Source organism: Paenibacillus sp. FSL E2-0151 (assembly GCF_037993015.1).
GTDB lineage: Bacteria > Bacillota > Bacilli > Paenibacillales > Paenibacillaceae > Paenibacillus > Paenibacillus amylolyticus.
Genome location: NZ_CP150308.1, coordinates 3,198,556 through 3,224,916, shown reverse-complemented (window position 1 = coordinate 3,224,916; position 26,361 = coordinate 3,198,556). Strand labels below are relative to the sequence as shown.

At 47.0% G+C, this 26,361-nt stretch carries 16 protein-coding genes; all 16 read right to left on the bottom strand.

Annotated elements, in window-relative coordinates:
• Nucleotides 1-46: 46 nt before the first annotated feature.
• The 16 genes from MHI55_RS14695 to MHI55_RS14620 all read right to left on the bottom strand — a co-directional run bounded on the left by MHI55_RS14695 (nucleotide 47) and on the right by MHI55_RS14620 (nucleotide 26,268).
• Nucleotides 47-1,612, bottom strand: coding sequence for an ABC transporter substrate-binding protein (locus tag MHI55_RS14695; RefSeq protein WP_340390449.1), 1,566 nt, complete (start codon nucleotides 1,610-1,612; stop codon nucleotides 47-49).
• A complete protein-coding gene (locus tag MHI55_RS14690; RefSeq protein WP_340390448.1) occupies nucleotides 1,609-2,820 on the bottom strand; it encodes a M20 family metallopeptidase in 1,212 nt (403 codons plus the stop codon). Before MHI55_RS14690 ends, MHI55_RS14695 begins: the two co-directional genes overlap by 4 nt.
• Nucleotides 2,817-3,569 carry a FadR/GntR family transcriptional regulator gene (locus tag MHI55_RS14685; protein WP_036608273.1) on the bottom strand — a complete coding sequence of 251 codons (753 nt, stop codon included), beginning with the start codon at nucleotides 3,567-3,569 and terminating at the stop codon, nucleotides 2,817-2,819. Before MHI55_RS14685 ends, MHI55_RS14690 begins: the two co-directional genes overlap by 4 nt.
• A 212-nt stretch (nucleotides 3,570-3,781) precedes the next feature.
• The gene (locus MHI55_RS14680) at nucleotides 3,782-4,495 is read right to left on the bottom strand and encodes a glycosyltransferase family A protein (RefSeq protein ID WP_340390447.1); all 714 of its coding nucleotides are present in this window, start codon (nucleotides 4,493-4,495) and stop codon (nucleotides 3,782-3,784) included.
• Nucleotides 4,496-4,807: 312 nt separating this feature from the next.
• Complete coding sequence (locus MHI55_RS14675) at nucleotides 4,808-5,905, bottom strand: Gfo/Idh/MocA family oxidoreductase (protein WP_340390446.1); 1,098 nt, start codon at nucleotides 5,903-5,905, stop codon at nucleotides 4,808-4,810.
• 14 nt (nucleotides 5,906-5,919) lie between these two features.
• Nucleotides 5,920-6,843: a helix-turn-helix domain-containing protein gene (locus MHI55_RS14670; protein WP_235193807.1), complete on the bottom strand. Its 924-nt coding sequence runs from the start codon at nucleotides 6,841-6,843 to the stop codon at nucleotides 5,920-5,922.
• Between the two features lie 24 nt (nucleotides 6,844-6,867).
• On the bottom strand, nucleotides 6,868-7,872 hold the full coding sequence (locus MHI55_RS14665) for a Gfo/Idh/MocA family oxidoreductase (RefSeq protein WP_340390445.1): 1,005 nt from the start codon (nucleotides 7,870-7,872) through the stop codon (nucleotides 6,868-6,870).
• Between the two features lie 244 nt (nucleotides 7,873-8,116).
• Nucleotides 8,117-10,918: an alpha-mannosidase gene (locus tag MHI55_RS14660; RefSeq protein ID WP_340390444.1), complete on the bottom strand. Its 2,802-nt coding sequence runs from the start codon at nucleotides 10,916-10,918 to the stop codon at nucleotides 8,117-8,119.
• Nucleotides 10,919-10,936: 18 nt separating this feature from the next.
• Nucleotides 10,937-11,761: a carbohydrate ABC transporter permease gene (locus tag MHI55_RS14655; RefSeq protein WP_076211825.1), complete on the bottom strand. Its 825-nt coding sequence runs from the start codon at nucleotides 11,759-11,761 to the stop codon at nucleotides 10,937-10,939.
• 22 nt (nucleotides 11,762-11,783) lie between these two features.
• Entirely contained in the window at nucleotides 11,784-12,650 is an 867-nt protein-coding gene (locus tag MHI55_RS14650; RefSeq protein WP_036608294.1) for a sugar ABC transporter permease, read from the bottom strand.
• Nucleotides 12,651-12,717: 67 nt separating this feature from the next.
• Nucleotides 12,718-14,097 carry an extracellular solute-binding protein gene (locus tag MHI55_RS14645; RefSeq protein ID WP_340390443.1) on the bottom strand — a complete coding sequence of 460 codons (1,380 nt, stop codon included), beginning with the start codon at nucleotides 14,095-14,097 and terminating at the stop codon, nucleotides 12,718-12,720.
• A 78-nt stretch (nucleotides 14,098-14,175) separates the two neighbouring features.
• Nucleotides 14,176-15,477 carry a glycoside hydrolase family 125 protein gene (locus tag MHI55_RS14640; protein ID WP_340390442.1) on the bottom strand — a complete coding sequence of 434 codons (1,302 nt, stop codon included), beginning with the start codon at nucleotides 15,475-15,477 and terminating at the stop codon, nucleotides 14,176-14,178.
• Nucleotides 15,478-15,700: 223 nt separating this feature from the next.
• Complete coding sequence (locus tag MHI55_RS14635; protein WP_340390606.1) at nucleotides 15,701-16,873, bottom strand: GntR family transcriptional regulator; 1,173 nt, start codon at nucleotides 16,871-16,873, stop codon at nucleotides 15,701-15,703.
• A 255-nt stretch (nucleotides 16,874-17,128) separates the two neighbouring features.
• The gene (locus MHI55_RS14630; RefSeq protein WP_340390441.1) at nucleotides 17,129-22,381 is read right to left on the bottom strand and encodes a S8 family serine peptidase; all 5,253 of its coding nucleotides are present in this window, start codon (nucleotides 22,379-22,381) and stop codon (nucleotides 17,129-17,131) included.
• A gap of 689 nt (nucleotides 22,382-23,070) precedes the next feature.
• Complete coding sequence (locus MHI55_RS14625; protein WP_340390440.1) at nucleotides 23,071-24,525, bottom strand: exosporium glycoprotein BclB-related protein; 1,455 nt, start codon at nucleotides 24,523-24,525, stop codon at nucleotides 23,071-23,073.
• Between the two features lie 282 nt (nucleotides 24,526-24,807).
• Nucleotides 24,808-26,268 (bottom strand): alpha-L-fucosidase, encoded by a 1,461-nt coding sequence (locus tag MHI55_RS14620; protein ID WP_340390439.1) that lies wholly within the window; start codon nucleotides 26,266-26,268, stop codon nucleotides 24,808-24,810.
• Between the last annotated feature and the right edge of the window lie 93 nt (nucleotides 26,269-26,361).

The window sequence follows — 26,361 nt, the reverse complement described above, 5'->3', positions numbered from 1 at the left end:
GCCGTTCACGGCCTATCTTTTCAATGACCGGTTGTTATACCCGATGTTACTGTGCAACAGGTGTAATCTCGTCAGCATAGAACATCTCGTCACTGCGCGGCGCGAAGTTCACTTTAGCATTTGTTCCGTAGACACCTTCCATTTGGTACAGATATACGGCTGGGCGTTCTTCAGAGAAGATCTGTTGTACTTGCTGATACTCTTTCTCACGAGACGCAGGGTCCATGTTCACCAATGCCGATTGAAGCAGTTTCTCTACTTCAGGGTTGTTGTAATCCGACTCGCCTTTTGCTTCTTCCAACATATAACGATTGTAGTTATTCGAAGCATCAAACAAGGAGTTACCAATACCAATCATGAAGATTTCTTTGAATGATTTGGAGCTGTAACGTTCACTGAATGCACTTGCTTCCAGGACATCCAGATTGATTTTGAATCCGGCTTGTTCCAGCATTGCTGCAACAACTTCAGCCTGTTCTTTGTATTGTGCGGAAACGGAGATGGTCATCTCGGCTTCACCTTCCGCATAGCCAGCTTCTTGCAGCAACTGTTTAGCTTTTTCTTGATCATAAAGTGATGTTTTGTACAATGAAGGATCAGCACCGAAGTTGCCTGGTGTTACGGATGTGCGGGTTACAATACCTGCTCCGCCGGCAATGCTGTCCACGATCCCTTGTTTGTCGATAGCCAGGTCAATCGCTTCACGTACTTTCGGATCAGCTGTGATGCTGCCTTCTGTCTGACGGAATATCAACTGAAGCACACGTTGGATTGGCGCTTTGACAATCTTTTTATCTGCTTCGCCTTCGATCCGGGCAATGTCAGTGGACGGAATGGAAGAAGCCACATCCACACCACCAGCAAGCAATTCGGATACACGTGTGGAGGCTTCAGGAATAACGCGGAATACCACCTCATTCCATTTTGGTTCACCGTCAAAGTAGTTCTCGTTTTTCACCAGTTCCACACGATCATCTTTGGTCCATTTACTGAACTTATAAGGGCCTGTGCCTACCGGTTGTTTCAGGAAAGCATCGAATCCTTTATCTGCAATATATTTTGCTGGCAGAATGCCTGCTCCCATTTTGGACAGACGATTCAGGAGCAACGGATCTGGACCATCCGTGATGATATCTACGGTATAGTCATCCACCACTTTAACTTCTACGATATTTTTGAAATAACTGTTTTGTTTCAGTGTCTCGTCCTTGGCTACGCGCTCCAGCGTGTATTTTACATCTGCTGAAGTGAATGGATCGCCATTGTGGAAGGTAACACCTTCACGCAGCTTAAATCTCCACGTTGTATCATCGACTTGATCCCATGATGTCGCAAGTCCCGCAACTTTTTTCTGTTCACTGTCATTTTTGATCAGATAATCAAAAACGTTGACCAGAACCGCCTCACTGGAAGTGTTGTTGTTGTTGTGCGGATCGAAACTCTCAATATCGGTTGCCGCAGCAACAGTCAGTGTTGTACTTGCGCTTCCACTGCCCGTTCCTTCTGTTGCGGAACTATCATTCGTGCTTGTCGATTTTCCTCCGCAAGCGCTGAGTACCATTACGACTGCCAGTAACGTGATCCACAAGCCTGTCCATTGTCTTTTTTTCATTGTGATTGCTCCCCCTCAGAAGATGTATTCCGTGCCAAAAATTCAAGTGCTACTGCGGACAACATACCCACACCATAAGGCATCGCTGTCTCATCAAGATCAAACATGGGATGGTGGAGTGGATAACGAGTACGTTCCTCATCATTCCCAGATCCTAGTCTGAAAAACACACCCGGAATCTGTTCACAATAAAACGCGAAATCCTCGCCCCCTGTAGAAGGTTTGATATAAGTCCATCCCTTCTCCGCATTAACCTGATCACAAGTCTCTGTTAGCAGGTCAACCATGCCGAGATCATTCACGACAACAGGGTATCCATCACCGTAAACGACTTCGTATCCAGCTCCAAAAGAATCGCAGACCCCTTTAACAACCTGCTCGATCAAAGCTGGCATCCGCTCACGAATGGCAGGTGAGAGTGTACGAACCGTACCGATCATCTCCACTTCGGGGGCGATGGCTGTTCCCATATAACCTCCCGTGATTTTGCCAATCGTGACTACTGCCGGTTCAAGTGGATCAACCATCCGACTGACGATATTTTGCAATGCGGTGATGACCTGAGCGGATACCGCGATTGCATCAATACCCTCATGTGGACGAGCTGCGTGACCACCCTTGCCAAACACCTTGATAACCAAGGGATCAGCTGATGCAAACGCAACGCCCTGACTTACACCCAAGGTTCCTGTGTCCTGTCCAGGTGTCATGTGTAATCCTGCGATGGCATCAACCTTTGGATTCTCCAGAACACCGTCCTGGATCATGGCTCTTGCACCTGCAAGTCCCTCTTCTGCTGGCTGGAAAATAAATTTGATGTTGCCTGATTTCGGTCTTCCAAGACCAGTAAGCAGTTGGGCGGCTCCCATCAGGATGGAGGTGTGAGCGTCATGTCCACACAGATGCGCTTTGCCTTCCACTTGCGAGCGGTATTCCACCGCTTTTTGATCCTGGATTGGCAGAGCATCCATGTCTGCGCGCAAGGCAAAGGTTGGTCCATCGCTCTCTCCGCGAAGCAGGCCTGTAACCCCGGTCTGTCCGACATTGCGTGTAACTTCCAACCCCAGGCTTTCCAGATGCTCAGCTACGATAGCGGATGTGCGATGCTCCTCATAACCGATCTCCGGATGCTGATGTAAATCTCTGCGCCAAGCGCTTAACTGGGCTTGTAGTGGCTGAGCCAGCTGTATTAGTTCTGAACGATTCATTCGCTGTCATTCCCTTCATTTTTGTCCGATTCAGAAACCAAACGGGCATAGATTGCATCCGCCGAGAATTCGATATGCCTTTTCATCGTCTCCTTAGACTTGATGCTATCATGGGCTTTCAATGCTTCAAGAATCTCCATATGTACACCGTGGTTGACGGTACGGATCCGGTCATCATAAGGCATCAAGTCGAGCGCCGGATTAATTTTCGTCCGAATCTGTCTGACGGCTCTCTCACAGTATGGATTCCCCGAAGCCTTGGCGATGGTCAGATGAAATTTCACATCCAGCGCCCTGAACCATTCTCTTGTGCAGTCTGGCTCTATACTTTGTTCCATGTAACCCTCAAGCAGCTCCAGTTCGCCTGCGGTGATCCGCTCAGCAGCGAGAAAAGCTCCCTCTGGCTCGATGATGGTTCGAAATTCAAACACCTTCAGCATCTGTGACCAATCCCGTTTAATTTCTTCTCTGGTCCGTTTATGCGAATTGGCTGTCAGAGGCAGTACAAATGTTCCGCCTTTGGCACCCACCCTTTTCTCTATCAAGCCTTTCTCTTCCAATGAAGAGAGTGCCTCGCGAACGGTAATCCGGCTTACGTTAAAAATCTCTGCCAGATCTCGCTCGGCTGGAAGCTGTTCTTCACTCATTAATTCTTTCAAAATAATGGCTTCTTCCAGTTGTTCCCTAATGAATTCACTAACCTTTTTGGTAGATACTTTCTCAAAACGAAATGAAAACGTACTGGACATCTAAACACTCCGATCTGTATATGGTCTAGACCTTATACCATTAATATAATTCCGACTAAACTTATATGCAATACTTTTTTTTCAAGTAAATTCATATTTTTTTCTGACCACCTCCAAATTTAAGCATTTTGGCACAAAAAAGACGCATCTACACGCAGCAGATGCATCTTCGCTTTCGATATTTGACGACATACGGGCACTACGATTACAGACTATAACTTTTTATTAGCATAGGGTCTGAAATCCTCTGTAACCGCAAGTTTTTTGCTTCCCTCCAGGTAAAAGCTGTCATCCGCTCTCCAGGTATGACTCTTTTTGTTCTGTCTGCGGTGATAGACATAATTATAAGGAGAGGTCGCGTACGCTTTGAATCCTCTTTTCCTGCATTGTCTCAGGAAGGTCACATCTTCCCCTATTGAACGGTCCGTGAAGCGGACTTTTTTCAAGATCTCTCTTTTGAATAAAATAGTGCCCCCTTGAACAAATTCAACCGGTTTATTTTTTTCAGCCGGAGATCTGACCAACAATGTCTTGGATGCGCCCAAATAGACCAGGCACGAATGTTTACCCACAATATCACTTTTGGTCCGTCTAAGTTCTCTCACCTGCTCTGTTAAATAATACGGCGAATAGTAGTCATCATCATCAAATTTGGCAATCAGCGAAAAGCGTGCCCTTGTCATGCCAGCGTTCAGGCTTTGTCCTAGGGAAATGCTCTCCGGAACTTGATATACATGAACATTGGCAAGATTTCGAACCCGGTTTTGGTATAATGCCAGATTCATACTGTCATGATTCAGGACAATGATCAATTCTTTGCTTTTATAACGCTGCCAACTGTAATTTTGCAGGATGTTATCAAAAAATTGCGGCCGATTGGTACATACAACAATGGAAACACCATGACCCGTTTTGTGTTTAGTCAAGACATACCCTCTTTTCAGCTCATTTTTCTCTCATCATATGTGCCGAAACAGAGTCTGGTATGGACCAATAGTTAGGGCGTGTCTCAAAACTCGCTGAAGTGCATCTTTTACCGCCTTTTCGCCCCCTGCTGCGTCACTTCCCCTTGACGTGCCCCGGCACGCCTGCGGAAAACTTCCTGGCTTGGAACGAAAATTCGGCAAAATCTGCTTCCTTCGGAGTTTTCAGATACGCCCTAGCATCCAAAACACCAAAAACCCTCTGCCCCAAATAACAGGACAAAGGGTTTTGTAATCTATTGTTTTAAGCCTTTTCTATGCTTCGTTACCGTTATTCAAGTACACAGCCTTGCCTGTGCGAGCAGATTCATAGAGTGCTTCCAGGATTTGAGATACAACCAGCGCTTGTTTCGGTGTAACGACTGGCTCCTGATCGTTCTCAATCGCTTCAATCCACTTTCTCATCTCAACATCCGGTGCGCTCTCGCTCTTACCATCGTAGAAAGCTACCCCGCCTGCACTCAGTTCAATCTCATTGGTGTATAGACGGCTGAATTTCTCACCATTGATGCGCAGTCCGTTCTTCATATCCGCACCCGCTTCGCTACCGCTCAAGCTACATTTCGCCTCATCCACATCCAGTGAGTTCAGTGCCCAACTGGATTCCAGCATGATCGTTGCCCCATTCTCCATTACAATCATGCCAAAGGCCGAGTCCTCTACGGAGAATTGTTTCGGGTCCCACGGGCCCCAGGCATTGGCCGCATTTTCACGTTGTGAAAGCTCATGATAGGTCGTACCCAGCACAACTTTTGGTTGATAGTTATCCATCATCCAGAGCGTCAGATCAAGTGCGTGCGTACCAATATCAATCAATGGACCGCCACCTTGCTTCTCCTCATCCAGGAAAACACCCCATGTTGGTACTGCTCTACGTCTAATTGCATGTGCTTTGGCAAAATAAATATTACCCAGGTCACCCGCTTCGCACACCTTCTTCAAGTACTGACTGTCTTCTCTGAAACGGTTGTTGTATCCGATAGTCAGTTTTTTGCCAGTACGTTCTGCCGCTTCCAGCATGAGCTGTGCTTCAGCAGATGTCTTCGCCATTGGCTTTTCACACATGACATGTTTCCCCGCTTCCAGGGCAGCAATAGAAATCTCGGCATGAGAAATATTCGGCGTAAGTACATGCACAATGTCCAAAGACTCATCCTTAAGCAATTCCTGATAATCCGTGTAGACTTTGGCTTCAGTAGCGCCATATTTCTGTTTGGCTTCATCCGCACGTTCCTGAACGATATCACAGAAAGCCACCAGTTCAACATTATCCAATTTACTCAGACTCGGCAGATGTTTACCATTCGCGATTCCACCACAGCCAATAATTCCGATACGATATACTTTACTCATATATATATTCACCCTCACTTAAGTATTGGTTGTTTCATTTTACGAAAAGCCGACGGGGTCATCCCCAGACGTTTGCGAAATACAGCATGCAAATAGTTGGCATTATTGAATCCTGAAGCAAGTGCGATCTGTTCAATGGATACGTTACTTTCCTCCAGATTGCGGCACACGGCGCGCAGACGAATATCCTCCAGTACACGGCTGAACGGCATCTCCGGCTGTACTTGGTAGAAGATTCGCTGCAATTGTCTGCTGCTAATATGAAGTTTCTCAGCTACATGCTCCAGCGTGACCACCGAAGGGTGATTCGCCTCCATATACTGTAGTGCATACTCATAGCGATATACCGACATATCCCGCACAGGGGCTTCCGGTCGATTCCCCCCGGTGTCGTATGCTCGCACGGTTTTGAGTAATATGCTGATAACCAGTTGCTTGATCGACGTATAATAACCTAACAATTTTAGATCACATGCCTCGTAGGCTTCCAAAAAACAATGCATTGCACGATGATAATCATTCACCGGAGTAAGCGGAAGCGTTCTCAGCTTTTCAATCGTTTCCTCGGATTCTGCTGCTTCCCAGGGATCGACATGTTCCCTTGGCTTGTGAACGATATCTACATGAAGACATAGTTCATCCATGTCCTCTTTGGCATCAGCCTCCTGATAATGAACGACACCCGGTCCAGTCAAATACAGCATACCTTCCGAGAGTGCATGTGTCTGATCATCCAGAATAACTTTACCTTTACCTCTCGGGATAAAATGAAACTCAAACTCCGCATGATTATGGAAATCCACAACTCGGCCCGCTGGAAAAGAAGTCAGATGAAATCGCATCACGCGAATCTCATAATGTCCCCAAACCATTAGAATATCCAGTCTCTCCAAGAGATCCTGCCGTTCAAGCATTTTCTCATAAGGATACAGGCTCAAGATTGCACACCTCCTTAATAAAAACTAACCCTTCAACTCTTTCAGAGTAATTCTGCGCCCTTCTTTGGCAGAGAGATTCGCTGCTTCCATCAAACGGGTCAGCTCCATAGCGATCTGCACGTTTTCTGTTGCATCCGTATCATTCTGTATATGTGCAACCCATTGATTGAATGCGCTTTCTCTTTGGTCTGCCAAAGGAAGTTCAGTCCACTCTTGATACTGTCCCTGTACTGCTTTCGTGCGAATCAATAACTTTTCATCAGGTGTCCCATACAGAAGTGTACCTTCCGTTCCATGAACCTCAATCGTAAACGGAGAATGGCTGTTCACAAAACCGGCTTCAACAACGCCGACTGCTCCAGAATCCGTAAACAAGGTTGCAACTGCATTATCTTCCACTTCTTTGCCTGTAATATATCCAAAGTTCGCACTAACCGCTGTTACTTCCTGACCCAGAAACAGTTTGGCGAGATACATTGGATGGCAGCCCAGATCAATCAGTGCACCGCCCTGACAATCCTTCAGATCATAGAAGTGTTCAGGTAACCAGTTGGAAATCGCTCCATCATGCGATAAACGCGCTCTTACATAAGTTATTTTACCAAGTAATCCTTGGTTAAGCACATCCTGTATCGTTAGCGTATATCCTGCATTCAGACGCGGTAAGGAGACTGTCATCTTGACCTTGTTTGCCTTTACCTCATTAAGGATTCTGTTGGATTCCGCCTGTGTCGACGCAATAACCTTCTCCGTGAAGATGTGTTTACCTGCTTTTGCAGCAGCGGTGATCACATCTTCATGGATGCGAGTTGGCGCATCTACAATAACGGCATCGATGTCATCCTTGGCCAGCATATCTTCGAGTGAAGCATAGAATGGTACGTTTAAGCGTTCAGCCGCACCCTGCCCCCGCTTGGCATCGTCATCCCACACAGCGGCGATGACTGTATCCTCATGTTCCTGTGCCTGCTTGATGTAATCCCATGCGTGAACATGCCACAAGCTAATTTTTCCAATTCGAATGGTCACTGTTGTCTTACCTCCATACTATATAATATTCTGACATTTATCTATAAGTTATCACAGACTTAATCTATTTTTAATAGAAACTCACGACAATAAATGTATAAAATCACGACATGAATGGTATTAGACATTTATACACTTGCCCAAATCCCTGATATATTTTACATAACGGAGCACACAACAAAAACCTCCTGTCCACGCTACCGTGACCAGGAGGTTTCTATAATTATGATATTCAATAATCAACTCAAAGTAACGCATAACCTTGTGTAACAATCTTGTACCCGGATACCGTCTGGCTTTGCCCCTTCAATGTGTCCTTAACCCGTTCCAGCACATCGCTCTCATAAACGGAGGCAGTTTCGAATCCAGTTTGTACGTTCAACTCAACGGGTTCGGAGTTTAGATTATACCAGCGAGCAATCAAATCTCCAGTTTCCTCTGCGATCTTCAATGTGGAGAAGGCTAGTGACGAACCTTGTGCATTCCATGCCAGCCATTGCTTCGACAGAGGCAGTTCAACCTTTTTCCCATCAGCACCGGCATGACTTTCTCGCTCAAATGTATACGCAAGTGCCCCTTGCTGTACAGTCGTCCACGGAATCGGATACACGTATGCGGATGCACATGCACCTGACTGTGCAGCATCGCCCGCAAATGGAATCATCGCATATTCCACACTCTGAGGTCCCAGACATTGGGCTTCAGGTGTTTCAAACACACCCCAATCTCCCAGTTCCGAAGAGGCACGCAGCAGCGTAACCGCAATCGTACTGCCCTCTTCATGCTGTAAAATCTCGTACTCATTCAGCCCTTTGTTTGCAATCATCAAGCCATGATCACCATCGGTCACATGTACAAACGCTTGCTGATGCTGCGCATTACTCGGATTCACCCATTCTTTGGCCGGTGTATTGGAACGTTTGGCAATTTCAAAGATGGAATCTGCATAATGATCCTCTGTCACCAGTCCGGATGGAAAGAGTGCCCGCAGTCGATGATCCTTGGCCTGATTGTTAAAGTCAGATTTTACCTTGACCATATTACTGCCTGCTTCCAATGTATACGTTGTCGTAATCACCAGGGGAACAGTGTTCTCGACTCGCTGTGCCTTCCGTTCTGTAAAAGGAACCATTTGGCGCTTCTCCAGCTCGAACAGTTCATCTGCTCCAGCAGGAATATCCCAGCGTAATACACTTTCCATAACTGCCCGGTACGGAGAATGCTCCACAATCCGCAGGTCTGCCTTCAGATGCTCCGTGGTCAGCGTTGTCTCTCCCTCAGGTTGACGGTAGACATATTCATTGCCGATATCACCGGTATTCTCATATGAATTCAATCCCCTGTATACAGCACCGGAGACCTTATCTTCAATTGTTGCCGTACCATTCTCTTCAACCGTCACCCGCAATTGACCGTTCTCCATCATCATTCCCTGAACCTGGATGAGTTCGCTCATATCGGGCACTTCAGCAATCTCAGCAATCTCTGCTTGCTTCTCTACTGGAATGAGAGCATATGTCTTATATCCCAGCGAAGGTACATCCACCGCTTGGAAAGTCACTCTTACTTTACGAGCCATATAAGGCTGTCGGAAGCGATCCTTCGGAAGTTCATAGCCAAAATGCGCACCCAGATCCTTGATTTCTGCCGAATACGTGCGTCCATCTGAATCGACCAGCTGATACACTGGCAGTGCATCTTTTTCCACCTTCTGCGCAAGCGCCTGAGGATTAGGACCTTCTGGGAAAAATGCTTTGTCCACAATCAGATCCATCTCAATGATTCCATTTCGATTCCACCCACTCGTGTTGAACACGGTGAACAGCACCGCTTCCTCTCCCCAAGCCTCAGCAGGTTGCACTAGTATAGACTCAGCAATCGCCTGCGCTCTCTGGGAAACCAATTTCTCTGCAAGTTGTCTGCTCTTGGCAAAGCGGGTCACCATCTCACGATGAACCTCATCGACACTGCATCCGCAGATGCTATCATGTGGGTGGTTCTGCATCAGCATCTTCCATGCATGCGTCAATAGATGATGCGGATAATCTTTTACCCCGGCTATATGGGCCATGGCTGCCAGTGGTTCGGCTACTTTTTCAAGCAACGTCTGCCCCTGCTGGTTCAACTGTTTCAGATAAACCCGTGCGGATGCCGTATTCACCAGTGTTCCCCAACCATCCGTGTGCTGACTGCGAAGCTCGCCTTCGATGGTCGCCAGATGCTCAGGCACGTCCTTCGTAACCGCCTCAATGTAATCGTCAAAATTGGAGTGAATAAATTCAACATCAGGATACAATGCAGCCGCCGTGCGTAAAGCCTCTGGCAGATTCGTCTGGATCGGCTGATGATCACAACCATTCATGAACAACAGATGTGGAGTCGAGGCAAACTTCTCGGCATCCGCCAGATTTTTATCCCAATAGGCTCGGGCTTTCTCCGAATCAACCGGAACTTCCATCCCATTGCAGTACCAATTCGCGAACAAAATGCCGAGCACTTCCGAACCATCCGGCGAACGCCAGATCATCTCCGAATAGGGAGATTCATAACTGTCTGCATCAACCACCGCATTATTGAATCCCGTAGGCTTCACCCCACGCCCGAAGATCGCGTTATGAATATCCGCCTGTTGAAGAATCTGCGGTGCCTGTCCCATATTTCCGAAGGAGTCTGGGAAGTATCCCGTCTTGGATATCACACCTAAAGGTCGAGCATCACGATGACCGATGAGCAGATTACGCAAGTTGGCCTCGCTGCTGGTCAGAAACTCATCCTGTAACACATACCATGGACCAAAATGGATGCGTCCTTCGCGGATATAACGGTCGAGCCTCTCCTGTTGTTCGGGCCGAACCTGCAAATAATCTTCACGAATAATCGTCTGCCCATCCAGATGGAAATAATGATATTCCGGGTCCTGATCAAGCGTGTCCAGCAGTTTATCCATCAGCTCAATGAGCAATACGTGATGATGTTCATAAGGCATATACCATTCGCGGTCCCAATGGGTATGCGAGATGAGATGTGCCGTCTTTTTGGTTGTCATGTAGCGTACCTCCTGTCATTAACCTTTGGTTGCCCCGCCCATGCTGAAGCCCTTGGACATGTAACGCTGGGAGAAAATATATAGCACAACCGAAGGCATTGTATAAAGTAGTGAAAATGCAGCCAATCTGCCGTATTCAACCATACCGTGGCTGCCAAAGAACTGATAAATCGTGACTGATGCCGGGAGTTTCTCCGGTGTCTGGAGCAGGATGTATGGCACGAAGAAGTTGCCCCAACTTCCCGAAAAGGTAAATATCGCTATCGTTGCAATACCTGGCAACATCAGCGGAGCCACGATTCGTCTCAATCCGTTCCATACGGACGCTCCGTCAATCCATGCCGATTCTTCCAGATCAATGGGCACCGAATCCATGAAATTTTTCATCATCCAGATGCCGTAAGGAAGTGAGGATGCGGTCAGGAACAACATCGTGGCGATGATGCTATTTTGCATTTTGAAGAACAGAAACATCTGAAATACCGGAACCATCACGGCAGTAATCGGTAGAGCTGTCATGAACAGAATGGATAACAAGAAGCTTTTTTTGAATCTCATTTCATAACGGGATAAAGGATAAGCAGCAAGGACAGATACCAGAACAACCAGTATCGCTTGTCCTCCCGACAGAATCAGGCCTACACCGAATGAACGAAGATTGCTCGAATCCCCGAGTACATCCTTGAAATTTTGAATGGTCCAGGTACTGGGCATTTTGATGCCCTGTTGCGCATTCGGGTCAAATGAAGCCAGAATGATCCAGAGCAGCGGCAATAAAAAACAGAGCCCTAGAAAGACTAGAATCCCGTACTGGATTTTGCGTTGAAGCCCATGTTTGACCATAGGGATCGAACCTCCTTCATGGTTACACTTTCACTTTCATGGATCGCATGTAGAACAGGCTGGCGATAATACCGATGAACAACAGAACCAGAGATATGGCTGTGCCGTATCCAAACTGATAGTTCACAAAGGCCTGATTGTACATGAAGATCGGCAAGGTTTGTGTTGAAGTACCCGGGCCACCACCGGTCATCGTATAGATCAGCGTGAACACACCCAGTGTCTGTAGGGTGACCAACATCATGTTGGTCACGATGGACCCTTTTACCATTGGAATCGTAATGTGTCTGACAATCTGGAACCCGGTGGCACTGTCAATAATCGCAGCTTCTTCAACTTCCTTCGGGATATCATCCAGTGCCGACTGATAGACCATCATTGAAAAGGCTGTGCCGTGCCAGATATTTGCGATAATGACACTCACCATAGGGAAACTGAACAACCAGGAGACTGGATTCGCTCCAAACCAGCCGAGGATCTGATTCAATGAACCATTGTCACTGAAAAAGGCGACCATACAGAATGCCACAACAATCTCGGGTGTCACCCAACCGGCAATGACGATGATGCCAATGACCCGGCGGAAGGTCACATTTTTCTCCTTCATTAGAAGAGCCAGAATGAACCCAAGCAATACCTGACCAATCACTGCGGAGAAGATGAGAAAAACCAGCGTGCGCCAAACACTAATCCGGAAATCCGGATCATGGAACATATTAATGAAATTCTGGAATCCGACAAACTCCAAACTCTTGGCTGCCGCCCCGGTCAGAGCCATGTTCGTAAAGGCAAAACAGATCGTCAGAATGATGGGAACAATGAAAAACACAAGTAATAACAGTACGGAAGGCATTAGAAACAGAAATGAACCTGGTGCTTTCCTTTTCATAAGTCACTCTCCATTCGAACCGGAAAAAGGGGAGATTGTGCCTCCCCCTCCGAATATATCGATATCCTTATTTCTCTTCGATGCTGTCCGCGCCAAGGGAACGAGATACGTTGTCCTTCAATTGTGTAACTCCCTCTTCCGGCGTCAGCTTGCCAGAGGCAATACTCTCAACAATGCTTTGCAATTGTGCGGATACCGCTGCATATTGATCGTTCGCTGGACGGAAGTGGGCCACATTCAAGAGTTCCTGTGCTTCTTTGGTATAAGGACGATCCGTATAACCTTCAACTTCTGTGGAATCATTACGTGGGCTGAGGCTGCCTTCCGCTACTACACGAGCAGTCGCATTTTCCTTATTCATCAGAAACTCGATAAATTTCCAAGCTTCTTCCTTGTTCTTCGCTTGTGCAGGAACAGACCATGCCCATCCTCCAGACATCGTAGTTGCTCCAGGTTCTTCCCCATTTTGTGTTGGGAATGGTGCAAAACCTATTTTTTCTTCAACGTTGGCGATTGGAGCAGCACCGTTCTCGGCCCATGTCGAACCTGCCCAGCTACCATCTACAGCCATCGCCAGTTTGTCTTGCGGGAACTGTTGCTGGAATGCAATACTGCCAGCTTGTCCATTCAGGGCAACCTGCATGGTTGGACCTGTTTTATCCGTGTTAAACACTTGATCTATGAATTTGAAGGAATCCAGCAGCCCCGGGCTGTTCACGATCCATTTCTTGCTGGTGTCGTTATACAGCGTGTCCGCCGTACCATAGAGCAGCATTTCCAGTGTTTGCATGGTGACACCTTCACCGTTTGCTTTGCCCACGATCATATTAAGTGGTGTCACACCCGGCAGTTTTTGCTTGATCGTACGTGCTGCTTCGAGTACTTCTGCCCAGCTTGCAGGTTTGAACGGAACTTCAAGTCCTGCCTGTTGAAACAGTTCCTTGTTGTACCAGATTCCGCGTGTATCCGAGGTAGCCGGAACGCCGTACACTTTGCCGTCTTCGCCGGTAACCCCTGCCTTCAGGTTGTCGATGATGTGTTCTTCCCAATCGGGCCATCCCTGAACCTGTGTATCCAGCGGCTCCAGATATCCCGCAGCAGCATCGGATTTGATGATGGATGTATCTTCGGCAATGACATCCGGTGCCGTATCCGGGGATTTCATTTGCAGAACCATTTTGGACGTATAATCGCCTTCACTTGCCAGTACAGGCGCAATGTTGATTTTGATATCCGGATTTTCTTTCTCAAATTGATCCACCAAACCTGATTGGAAGAATTTCGTAAGTGTATCTTCAGATCCTGAAGAACGGAACGATACAGTTACTTCCTTCTTGCCGTCACTGGTTGTGCCTGTGCTTGAGCTTCCGCCCGAACAGGCTGTAGTAAGAATTAGCAAGGATGTCATAACTGCTGCTACCGGCATTTTCAATGATATTTTTCTCATGATTCGCTCTCCTCTTGTCGGAATTCAACGAACTCCGAACGTTATGATGTACTCGCAGGTTATCTCTTGCTTCCCTATCTATTTCTGTACGCGGAATCCGCAATAATCCATAATCAGTTCACTAAAGAGCATGTTGGACCATGAAAACCATGGACGTGTATATTCATGTGGATTGTTAGCCGAAAAGCCTTCATGGGTCAGTCCGGTATCCGCATCCGTCTTATGGATGAGCTGAAGCAATCGTAGTTTTTCATTGCGATCCTCTGTAGTCAGCCCCTGCATCGATAACGCGATATGCCAGATGTACCCTTCCGGTGTATGCGGACTACCGATTCCCGCTGCAGCTGTTCCCTCATAAAAATACGGGTTGTTCGTGGATAAAATGAAACGGCGTGTATTCTGATACACCTCGTCGTTCTCCTCCACATATCCGAGATAAGGTAAAGACAGCAGACTCGGCACATTGGCATCATCCATCAGATTGTGATTGCCTTTCCCATCCGTTTCGTAGGCATATATGGTTCCATATTCCGGATGTTCAACGGTGCCATAATCCTGAATACCTTTGTTGATCTGTTCCTCCAACTGCTTAGCATTCGCTGCCAGCGTTTCATCCTCGAACACCGCTTCAGCAATTTCCTGAAGATATCGAAGCGCCACAACAGCGAACATATTGGATGGAATCAGATAACCATATTCACAACGATCGTCGCTGGGACGGAATCCCGACCAGGTCATGCCTGTGTAGGCTGTTTCAGTACCTCGTCCCTCTCGGGTGAGCGTATCGGTTTCGGGAGCATCCAGACGTTGGAACGTGTAGGGTGATTTCGTCTCATGATGTTGCTCCACTTGCCATAACTGCATGATGATCTGGGATGCTTTACGGAACGTATCATTGAATTGAGTTGTTCTTCCCGTGTTCTTCCACAAGAGATAACTGAGCTGAATCGGATAAGCCAGTGAGTCGATCTCATACTTCCGTTCCCAGATCCAATCATTCATCTGCGTCAGGTCTTCCTGATGTCCTTTTCCACTCTCCGTCTCATTAAAAGCGTTTGCATAAGGGTCCAGGAGAATATATTTCAGTTGACGTTCAACCAGTCCAGCGATCATGTCGGCAATATCTTCATCCTCTGAAGCGAGAAGCAGATAAGGTCTGACCTGAGCGGCAGAATCACGTAACCACATGGCAGGAATATCTCCCGTAATCACAAAAGTTGTTCCATCTTCTTTGCGCTGAATTGTAGTCGCCATCGTATTGGTAAAACAATTTTTGAACATTTGATTGAGTTCCGGATGGTCCGGCATACGTTGCTTAACCTGATCAATCATGTCGTATATCGAGGGGGAAATTTCTTGATTATCTCTGGGTGTCAGCATGTTGTCCTCCTTATGTAATCCAGTTTGTTAACCGCTTTCATCATCCTAAAACGAATATAATGTTATGTCAATATATTTATTTGTATATTAGCATGTTATTTTAATTTGAAGACACCAAATAATATACCATTTAAAGCAATTCTCCCCATTTTATCCGCACCAAAAAGAGGCCTCGTTTATACGAAGCCCCTGATTGAACACAATGAATATTAAGTTGTTATACTTAACCCTTTTGTTTCACCATACTCGTTGACTTACCCTTCACCAATCGGGCAGGTAAAACAACTCTGTTCACTGTCATTTCGTTGTTCTGCATACTTTGAAGCACCATCTCGAATGCCTGTTTTCCCATATCAAACTGGCTTTGTCTCATATGGGTTACACGGCTTCCTTCGGCAGCGTTTGGACTGTCAAAGCAAATGATGGACATATCTTCCGGGATTCTCAGACCAAGCCGATCCGCTGCCTGTTCTGCAAGTAAAGCAATATGATACTCCGCAGCAAAGAGTGCAGTAATCTGGGGGTATTTCTGTAAATGTTCCACCAATGTCTCCACATCACGGACCTCGACTTGAGGATCAAACACACTTGGCAGTGTCGAAAGAAAAGATTCTAACCACAGTTCCCTGTTCACCAGCACCCCTTGATCATGATGAGCCTCAATGATTCCTTCAATTCGTTCTTCAATCGGTGTAGTGTTCGCCGGAGGCTGCGTCAGAAAAGCGATGTGTCGGTGACCGAGGTTGAACAGATAATTCGTCCCTTCTCGCGCCGCGCCTACATTATCCGTACTGACAGATGAAGCCGGAATTCCTTTCAAGTACCGGTCAATCAGGACAAACGGGAATTTGTTAACGACCAGTTTAAGAATCTCATCGCTGAAATATTCACCCTGTGCCGGGAAAATAATCAATCCATCCACACCCAGTTCCAGCAGTTCCTGAATGCTCTGTTCCTCCTGCTCGGGAATCCCGAAGGAACGTCTAAGTACGAGAAAACAATCATGCTCTCGCGAAGCTTCTTCCATACCATATAACAGTTCTGTACCATACATATCACTGAAATTAGTAATGACCAGACCAATGAGCAGCTTCTTCTCTGGATCTTTAACCGAAGCAAGCGGAGCAGGTCTGTTAGATCTTTCTTGTAACATTTCTGCTGTGTCGGCTACAAAAGAACCCCGTCCCGGCTGACGAACAATTAATTGTTCACTCGCCAGCATCTCAAGTGCTTTTTTAGTTGTAATCCGGCTCACTCCGAATTCATCACATAATTCCTTTTCCGAAGGAACACGCTCACCCACTTGATATTGATGAAGCTGTATCCGTTCACGCAAGGATTCAAAGATCTGTTCATACATCGGCTTGGATGCCGAATCTTTCCCCAATACAAGCACCTCCATAAATACCCATACTTCTCATGTTCTACATCCTAATATATCATGTTATATCATTAATGTGAAGAAAGGAGACAACTCACCTGCTGTCATATGAGAGCAAAAGAAAAAGCATCCCGATGGATGCTTCATTAATCTTAGGCGTCAGTTATGAATCGAGACAACAAAAAGCCGACAAGCCCTGATACCTCGGCTTATCGGCTTCTTGCTTAGATGGTCAAAACGCAGTTATCATCCAAGTCATACTTTGCATAATTAAGGTTGCAGACCCTCAGCGGACGGTGGACTCACTTCCGTTCCATTCTCTTCAGGGCTCGAATCTGGTTCTGGAACGGATTGTTCTTGTGCTGCGCTGACGAACAATCGTCCAGCTGCTTCCGACTCTACTTTGTTGCCTGCTGCATCCTGAGCACGAATCACAATGACTCCACCCTCCAGAACAAGGGATGAAGGTGTTGTGTACGTCCCCGTGTAACGACCAGGTTCAGTCTCCACCAATGGAACCTCTCCTGCCCCCTGGGCATTCAGATTCAGCGGTACCTGAATCCGGAAAGATGCTTGCAGACCAGGTTTACTGTCAAAAGATACGGTGACACTTTCTCCTGATGTGATTCGAACATCTTCAGCTGGCGTAATATTCGTAAGTTCTGGCAACGCCGTTTCCACGTATACGGTGCGGGTTACCGTTGTTTTGTTGCCAGCGAGATCGGTTGCTGTAATGGTAATCGTGTTCTCGCCTTCGTTAACCAATACGCGATGACTGAAGCTTCTGTCTTTGCCCACTTGTACGGTTTGTCCGTTAACAGTCAACTTATCGAGGAATTGTTCCACGACATTACCCGTTACGTGAACAACTTCCGCATTGATGCGATCTCCTTGAGTTGGCGTAACAATGGTCAACTGCGGTTTGGTCTGATCCAGAATAATGACTACGGGGAGTGAACGGTCCGTTGTTTTACCGTCTACCACTGCCTCCGCAGTAATCGCATTAATGCCAGAACGGAGCTTCACACCGTATGAGAACTTCCCATTTGCCACCGTTGTGGTGCCAGCCAGATCCTTGCCGTTGTAGATCTTGATCTGAGCTCCAGATGCCGGAGACGTTCCCGACACAGTGAAGGTCGATTGATTCGTATACGTGTTTGCAGGTACTGTGAGCACAGGTGCATTTACCGGATATCTCACGACTGCACGAATCATGTAATTGCCTTCTTCTACCGGTGAAGTACTCCATGCTCCGCTTACACGCTGCCAGCTTCGACCAGCATTCGTACCATTCTCATCGGTAGCGAGTCCCGGAGCACTTGTTCCGGCTACGCTTTGTACATACACGATATAGAAGTCACCCGTTACAATGACCGGTTCTGGGAATTCAACGGTTGTCCATTGATCGTTACGAAGTGCAGTACCGTCGAATGGTCCAGCCAGCTGTCGTCCTGGAGCTCCACCCGCACCCGATGCATCATATACGGCATATTGGAACGTTGTACCTCCAGGCACAGGCCACTCTGTGTTCCAGAATCGGAACGATGCACCTGTCAGTTGAGCGGTCTCCAGCTCTGGTGTCATTCGAACTGCCCAAGCGTTATCCGCAGCGTTAAAAGCTCGTGCGTTCTCTGCTGATCCATCATCATAAGCAATTTCCCCTGGGAAACCGATGAATGGTTTCAAGGCAACATTTGCCTCTGCTGTCCCATTACCAGGTACAGTTACAGTTACGGTTTTACTGTAATAATCCGTAGCCCGGATGGACAGGGTATAACTTCCTTCCAATACCTGAATATCGAAGCTGCCATCTGAACCTGTGCGAACTTCACCTACCTTGGCATCTTCCACCACGAGAACGGAAGCATCAGCCAGTGGTTGTCCTGTCCGCTCATCCGTTACTACACCTTCAATCTGTCCATGCGGGATTGCCTCCAGATTAAAGTTGGCTTTGGCTCCATTGCCATCTGTAATCGTCACCTGCTGAGTTCGAGGATAATATCCATATGCTTCAGCTTTTAACGTGTAATCACCTGCTACGTGTGTGAAGTTATACTTGCCTGTAGCTGGATCTGTCTTCACCGAACGTCCGGTTTCCAGTACGGTAACCGTTGCACTTGCAGGCAGGCTTTGTGGGTTAACCGAACCTGTTTCTGGTTTTTCAACTTCCGGTTGTTGCTGTTTCGTTTTGTTAAATTCCGCTTTGTCTGTCCGCGAAATTTTGTACCATGGATTATCATAGGACGGTTTCGGTTTGTCATTGTTAAGCACAATCGCACTGTCCTCCGTTAACGTCTCCGCAGCAACACCCAGTACACGGAAATCATCAATGAACCAGCCTGTCTTCACAACACTGTTATCTGAGGTCAGGCGGAACCGGACTTGAACTTCATTACCGGTAAGTGCATCCAGATCATAAAATACGGGTGTCCATTGTTTACCGTTTGTACTATGTGAAAATTTGCCCAGTTCTGACCATGTGGTTCCACCATCCTTGGTGACTTCCACATACCCGTAGTCGTATCCACTCTCAATCTCGTACCAATGATTAAACGTGAGTGTTCCTTCGGAGACATCCGTCAAATCAATGACCGGAGATACGAGTGAATAGTTGGAGCCACTCTCGTACGTATTGTCGAGATCAGTCGCCCAGACATTCGGTGGAGAAACCGCGCTGGCAGGTCCCGTTACCGGAATCCCCCGTTCCCACTCATCTTTGGTTCCTGAATGAGTCCAGCCATTATCATCACTGCCATCGAAATGATCGATGTAGATATCCTGAGGCACCTCTACTGTAATGGAGACCTCATTCGATTTGTCGCTTTCATTGCCACTATAATCAAGTGCGGCAACGGTATAATAGTACGTCGAATCTGTCACCGTAGCCGTATCTGTAAACGTTGTTCCTGTTGCAGTTCCAATGGATTCATAACCTGCACCTGCGGTTGTGGAGCGATATACGATATAGGATTCGAGATCCTCATCGCTCGGACCCGTCCAGCTCAAGGCTACATTACCAAGAATATCGGCCGTCGCAGATAATCCGGCAGGCGCACCCGGAGCAATCTCATCCAGTTCTTCTACAGCGAAATCATCAATGTACCAGCCAGCCTTTTGCAATGAATTATCGCTCGTCAGATTGAATTTGATGAACACCTGCTGTCCCGCGTATTCGCGAAGATCCACATATTGTGTCTTCCAATTGCCACCTGTACCCGTGAAGGTTAACAGTTCTTGGAACACATAATCGCTATCCTCGGAAGCGATGTATACCTTGCCGAAGTCGATGTTATTCTCCAGGTCATACCAGTGCTTGAAGGATAATAACGCCCCTTCTGGACTCTCGGTTAGATCAATAGGCGGCGCAAGCAGATATGCATTGCTATTCGCCACATAAGTTCCTTGTAGATTGGTTGCAATCACCTTGTCACCGGAGTATGCACTTCCAGGACCACTGCTAGGCGCTCCCCATACCCAGGTACTTCCGGTTCCGCCAGTTGTGAAGCCCAGCTGATCTTCTTCAAAATCCTGAAGATATCCTGGCTGAACGCCATTGGAGACAGCCACTTTATATACCTGACTTTCGAATCCGTTGTTGCCGTAGTCGTTCACACGGATATAATACTCCACACCTTGTGGCTCAATCAGAAATGCCGGAATGGTCGCTGTGTACGTACCATCTTTGTTATCTCCAGCAATCCGGTTCATCGGTAGATAAACGTACTGGTTGGTACCTGTCGTTTTGGCAAAAGCCTCGACGGAGACTACCGCGACGTTATCTGTCACATGAGCGGTTAATGGTATATCAATGCCTGTAAAGGCTGAATTGACAGGGGTATGTGCCAGTACTGGCTCTTCCAGATCATCTCCGGCTGTAACCACTCTGCCGGATACTGTGCCAATTCCTTCGAGTACAGAACCCACAGCATCAAGGGCATTAATAATGCCGTGACCGTAGCCGTTATTAGGAGAGGTCGGATACTGACTATCCGTTCTCGGCGTGGCTGTATCTGTAATGATCTGCTCCAGCTGATCCACCGTAAGGGAATGATTGGCCTGAAGCAGCAGTGCAGCAAGTGCAGTTGTATGCGGGCCTGCCATGGATGTTCCGTTCCAGCCTCCCTCATATACTCCGCCCGGAACTGATGAACGGATATTCACACCAGGTGCAGATACTTCCGGTTTGATCTCACCATACGGGGATGGGCCCAGCAGGGAGAACGAAGCCAGATTTCCGTTGATATCGGTTGCTCCTGTAGCAAAACTTTCAGGATAGTTGGCTGGGTTAGCAACAGAACCAGGTCCGCCCGGGTTACCCAGTCTCACATTTCCTGCGGAGAATTCCGGGAAAATCTGAGCATCACGCCAAGCTTGGACCATAGGACGGAACCATTCATCCAATCCTGCGCCTCCGCCCCACGAGTTGTTAACAACATCCGGTGCAAGTTCAGGATGCAGATTACCTTCCGCATCCACCGGAGCGATCAACCATTGTCCGCCATCCAGAATAATGGCATCTGTTGTTTCCGGATTGAATATCCGCACACCAATCCATTTTGCACCGGGAGCAACCCCGATCTGGTTGGTACCATCTGCTTCGGAGCCAACCATCGTACCCATCGTGTGCGTACCATGTCCGTCTTCGTCCGCAGGGAGGGAAGCATTACTGTGCGGATCATACCAGCTCAGTTCGGGATCAACGATATTGCCCGAGGCATCCAATCCCCGCCATTTGCTGCGAAGCGCAGGGTGAGTATAATCCACACCGCTGTCCAGATTGGCAACAACAATCCCTGTTCCATCGATGCCCCGATCCCACACGGCTGGCGCATTGATGTAATCCAAGTTCCATTCCACGTTCTCTGTCGCAAGCTTGTCCTTTGCAGCAGGCTCTTTGTCTTTGTCTTTGACACCGACTGAAGAGTCTTTAGCTGGCGTTTGGACAGCATCTTTGCCTGGTGCCGCATTCGCCGGTTCTTTACTCACTTCGGCTTTCTGTAAGTATCTCGTCTCATTCGGTAGAATCTTCTCCACCTCAGGCAGCAGCGCAATCTGTTCCATGACTTCTTTCGTACTCGTTACTGCCAGTGAATTGACGATAAAATAGCTTTTATATTCTTTGACCTTACCCAGGTCAACTTCCTTTTCCAGATAAGTTTCCAATGGATATTGTGTACGCGAGGCCGTTTCCCGCAGAGAGCTGACGACCGAATTACGAACGGACAGCTTTGTGGCTGAAGCCGTTTGTTTGGCGATGGTCGCCTTTTCAAGGGCCTGTTTGGAGACTGCTGCTGTATCCACCTGTTCCTTCATTTTCACCAGATAGGTCACATATTCACTACCATCAAATTCTTTGGTTAACTTGGCGTTTACTTTGGACTCCGTAACTTTGGCAAGTCCAGATTTCATATCCAATTTGGATGATGTGGAGTTTTCAGCTGAAACCGGATGAATGATCGAAAATGCAAGGAGAAGCGAGAGCCCCATGGAGATGGGCTTGCGTAACCGATTAATCTTTATCAAACTTTTCCACTCCTTTTACCCGGTTTTTTAATTTAGTCTGGTACATATGCCCTTCTCTGCAGAATGAAACGGTAAAATAACCTTTATTGCGTACGAAATAGATACCCTGGATTTCACATAAAGCCTCACCTCCTTTACAGGTCTGGTTAGGGAACAATATGAGTCAGAAGAGATAACAGATCAGTCTATGATTTTTTACTTGGAAGTTTAGGAGATTGAATGAATCGGATTAAACCATGTGAGTGAATAGTTTGGGTGTTTGAATAATCCAATGAGAGTGAATGTCTGTAAGCATTCATGTGGAAGGGTAATCTGGAGCGTTAGCAGAACGCTTGCTAAGGAGTGGTGGATATGACTTTCGATCGTGATTCGAGTGAGTAGTTAAACATTTTAATTACATATAATAGTCGATTAGGAATTTAATTGGATTTTATTGGTATAGTATAAAATCATTATTCGATATATACAAGCACTTTATTGAAAATTATAGAAAATAAGTCTATTTAATGCTTTTATGTGTCTCATGTCGCTTACGTATTTCAGCTTATTTTTCGTATTCATGCATTTTTTTTGATGAATAATAGTTTGTAGTAGTTCTATACAACCAAGACCTCATAATCAAAATTTCAAATCAAGAAAAAGAACGACATGAGAACTCTCATGTCGTTCATCTCAAAATTTATATCTCATCATGTAATGTTCACGCCGCCACTTGCATACCCGACAACCGTATTCACAAGAGAAAGTCCGGCTGCCGTTGCCGAGAACACCAGTAGCAGACGTGTCTGTGCAGTCACAGGTATAGTCAATCCGGTTGTTATACCATTGGAGATACTACCCAATGCAATAATACCGATGAGTGGAGGTGCCAGTGTAACGACCGCCCCCGGAACCGCAGTAAATGCATTATCAGGAGTAGGTGAACTGAATAATTGCGCAGTGATGGTCACTGTTGAACCGACCAAGGCCAAGGCTGCTGTGGTACTAAAATAGGCAGCAATGGAAGTTATAACGCCATCTCGTGGAACAGAGAACGCAAAATTAATGAGTGGTCCGACAATCGTTCCCGTTAAATCAATGGTGCCACCCAGAATGCTGACTCCTGTTGCCGAGCTGCCGAAACCGATAAGGCTTGTCGTTCCGACCAGTCCACCAAGAACCGTTGTTAATATGGCAGGTCCGCCAGAAGCAAACGGTATGATGGCGCCCGAACCCGTAGCTCCTGTAACACCAGTGCTGCCAGTTACTCCCGCAATCCCAGTTGCGCCGGTAGCCCCGGTTACCCCAGCAATTCCGGCTGCACCCGTTGCCCCGGTGACTCCGGTGGCTCCTGCTACACCAGGATCACCTGTTGCTCCTGTAACGCCCGCTGCCCCAACAGCTCCTGTACTCCCCGTTACACCTGTCGCTCCTGTTGCGCCACCTGCTGGGCCTGCCGCACCCGTTGCTCCAGTAACACCTGTTGCACCTGCTGGTCCCTGGGCACCAGCAGCTCCCGGTGTACCAGCTGGACCTACACCACCCTGAGCACCAGCAGCGCCAGCCGGGCCTTGTGGACCAGGTACGCCCTGAGGACCCGCTGGTCCTGCAGGTCCTGCGGGACCTTGACTCCCTATGTTTCTAAGCCCTGTTGTGATAGCCAATTCGGTCGCCCGGATCAAAATGACCAGTTGATCTTTCTCAGCCGAATCGATATTCCCCTGTAAAATGACAGATAGGAGCACATCCAGCAATTGCTGCAAATTGGTTCCCACACTGATCGGAGAAAATGGAACGGCCTCTGCAGATACAATGGTAAGCTCCAAGATCGCTTCGAGATCTGCCTTGGTTCCCTTTTTCAAATCCGAGCAATGAACCAGAGCCAGTAATTTACGCAGTACCTCAATCAGAAGTGAAACATTGTGAGGCGTGGGATTGGCAAAAACCTGTACAATTGCTCCCTTCAACTCACCAATTAATTTGAGAAGGAATTCGGCTTCTTTGTCAAAACACTTATGATGGTGGTTATTGTGATGATGATTGTGGTGGTTATGATGGTGCTCGTGGTGGTGTTCTTTGTGCTGCTCTTGGGGATGGTCACAGTCCTCAGCTTTTTTTTTCTTAAATCCGCTCCAACCATATCTGATGCGTTTCTTTGGTTTCATCTTTTTGCAGATCCTCCTTAGTGAGTCTCAATCAATCCATTACAGGCGAACATCACTGGTTTGATGATATCAGTATATTAGCAAGCAAGAATTTCGTGATTATTATATAAGTAAATTTCCGAATTACAGTTTTCAGCTTGGAGGAACCTCCATTATCATAGAGAGGATTTTGCATGGAAGTCAGCCCTATGTATAGCCCAACCAAAAGAGCGCTATCCGATGAGTACAATACTCCTGGATGCGCCCTTTTTATATTTACAGTATTTAATTCATCTTTGTTGATTAGTCCAATTTAATTTTGAAAACAATAGGTGCATTACTTTTCACAGTTGTCGTTGTGATCATCAGTGCGTCCGCTGTTCTCTCCCATTTCGGTTGTTCCTCGTAACCAAGTACCTGAATATCTTGAATGACCCCTTGAAAATGATGAGAATTTTCCTTCAGGGATTTAATCTGCACCACCCCGTTATCTGGATAGGCAAGAACCGTGGCATACAGATTGCTTTCTTTTAACGTAAACCGTATATCTTCACTCGTAAATATCTTCGTATCTCCATCCGTGAATTGCCCTTCCTTCACCTCTGTCGGACCCTCGCCAAACGTACGCCAGAATGACGTGTCATAGATCGCTTCCCCATTCACTTCCAGCCACTTGCCAATGCTCAGCAAAATCTCACGATCTTCTTCCGGTATGCTGCCGTCTGCTTTGGGCCCAATGTTCAGCAGTAAATTCCCGTTTTTGCTTACAATATCGACGAGATCCCGAATGATCTCCTCAGCCGTTTTATAGTTATTATTTTCTGTATAACACCATGAGTTTTTAGCGACAGCTGTATCCGTTTGCCAAAAATAGGGCTTGAGCTCAGCGAACTGTCCCCGCTCCACATCCGGAACGGCACTACCAAACATGTAGGCCTCATGTTTATAATTGATAGCTACAGGCACGCCCCACTCTTCGCCTTTGTTATAATAATAGGCAGCAAATTTTTTAAGATAGGGTTTGAACGCAACCGTTTGAATCCACCAATCAAAATAAAAGACCTTTGGCTGGTATTGATCGACCAGTTCACAGCATCGAATCAACCAGTCCTCCAGATACTCCTCGGTTGGAGGTGAGTCATACAAGTCGAAGTGATCCTTGGGTTCAGGCATGGCAGGCCAATAGAAATCCCCACGCTCCAGAGGTTCCTTAATATCTGAATCAAACTCCTTCCCGTGAGACATGAAGAACCAGTGCTCGGCGCGGTGAGACGACACGCATAATGTCAGCCCCTGCTTCTCGTATGCAACCTTCATCTCACCCAGAAGATCCCGTTTGGGGCCCATTTCATATGTGTTATAGTGAGAGATAGAGCTTTTGTACATCTGAAAACCATCATGGTGCTCAGCCACAGGCATAACATATTTGGCTCCAGCCTGTTTGAATAACGTTGCCCATTCGTCTGCATCGAACTTCTCTGCACGAAACATCGGAATGAAGTCTTTATATCCAAAGTCCTTATGAGGTCCATACACCTCAAGGTGATGTTCATAAGCTTTGGTGCCTTGTATGTACATATTTCGCGAATACCATTCGCTATCATAGGCCGGTACAGAATATAGCCCCCAGTGAATGAATATGCCGAATTTCGCTTTTGGGTACCATTCGGGTACTTGGAAGGTGCTAAGCGAACTCCAGTTGTCCTTGAATTTACCGCTCTCAATCGTTGCTTCAATATGTTGCAAATATTCGTTTTTGTCCATGAGATGTTCTCATCCCTTCTGTTATTGTCTGTAGTTGTATTGTAGTGCTACGGCTGAAAGATAGACATGCAGAACACTAACTTTTAGATGGAC

Excerpts from the sequence above, each read along its gene's own strand:
- MHI55_RS14695 (WP_340390449.1), bottom strand. The coding sequence starts at position 1,612 with ATGAAAAAAAGACAATGGACAGGCTTGTGGATCACGTTACTGGCAGTC.
- MHI55_RS14690 (WP_340390448.1), bottom strand. The coding sequence starts at position 2,820 with ATGAATCGTTCAGAACTAATACAGCTGGCTCAGCCACTACAAGCCCAG.
- MHI55_RS14685 (WP_036608273.1), bottom strand. The coding sequence starts at position 3,569 with ATGTCCAGTACGTTTTCATTTCGTTTTGAGAAAGTATCTACCAAAAAG.
- MHI55_RS14675 (WP_340390446.1), bottom strand. The coding sequence starts at position 5,905 with ATGAGTAAAGTATATCGTATCGGAATTATTGGCTGTGGTGGAATCGCG.
- MHI55_RS14660 (WP_340390444.1), bottom strand. The coding sequence starts at position 10,918 with ATGACAACCAAAAAGACGGCACATCTCATCTCGCATACCCATTGGGAC.
- MHI55_RS14655 (WP_076211825.1), bottom strand. The coding sequence starts at position 11,761 with ATGGTCAAACATGGGCTTCAACGCAAAATCCAGTACGGGATTCTAGTC.
- MHI55_RS14650 (WP_036608294.1), bottom strand. The coding sequence starts at position 12,650 with ATGAAAAGGAAAGCACCAGGTTCATTTCTGTTTCTAATGCCTTCCGTA.
- MHI55_RS14645 (WP_340390443.1), bottom strand. The coding sequence starts at position 14,097 with ATGAGAAAAATATCATTGAAAATGCCGGTAGCAGCAGTTATGACATCC.
- MHI55_RS14640 (WP_340390442.1), bottom strand. The coding sequence starts at position 15,477 with ATGCTGACACCCAGAGATAATCAAGAAATTTCCCCCTCGATATACGAC.
- MHI55_RS14625 (WP_340390440.1), bottom strand. The coding sequence starts at position 24,525 with ATGAAACCAAAGAAACGCATCAGATATGGTTGGAGCGGATTTAAGAAA.
- MHI55_RS14620 (WP_340390439.1), bottom strand. The coding sequence starts at position 26,268 with ATGGACAAAAACGAATATTTGCAACATATTGAAGCAACGATTGAGAGC.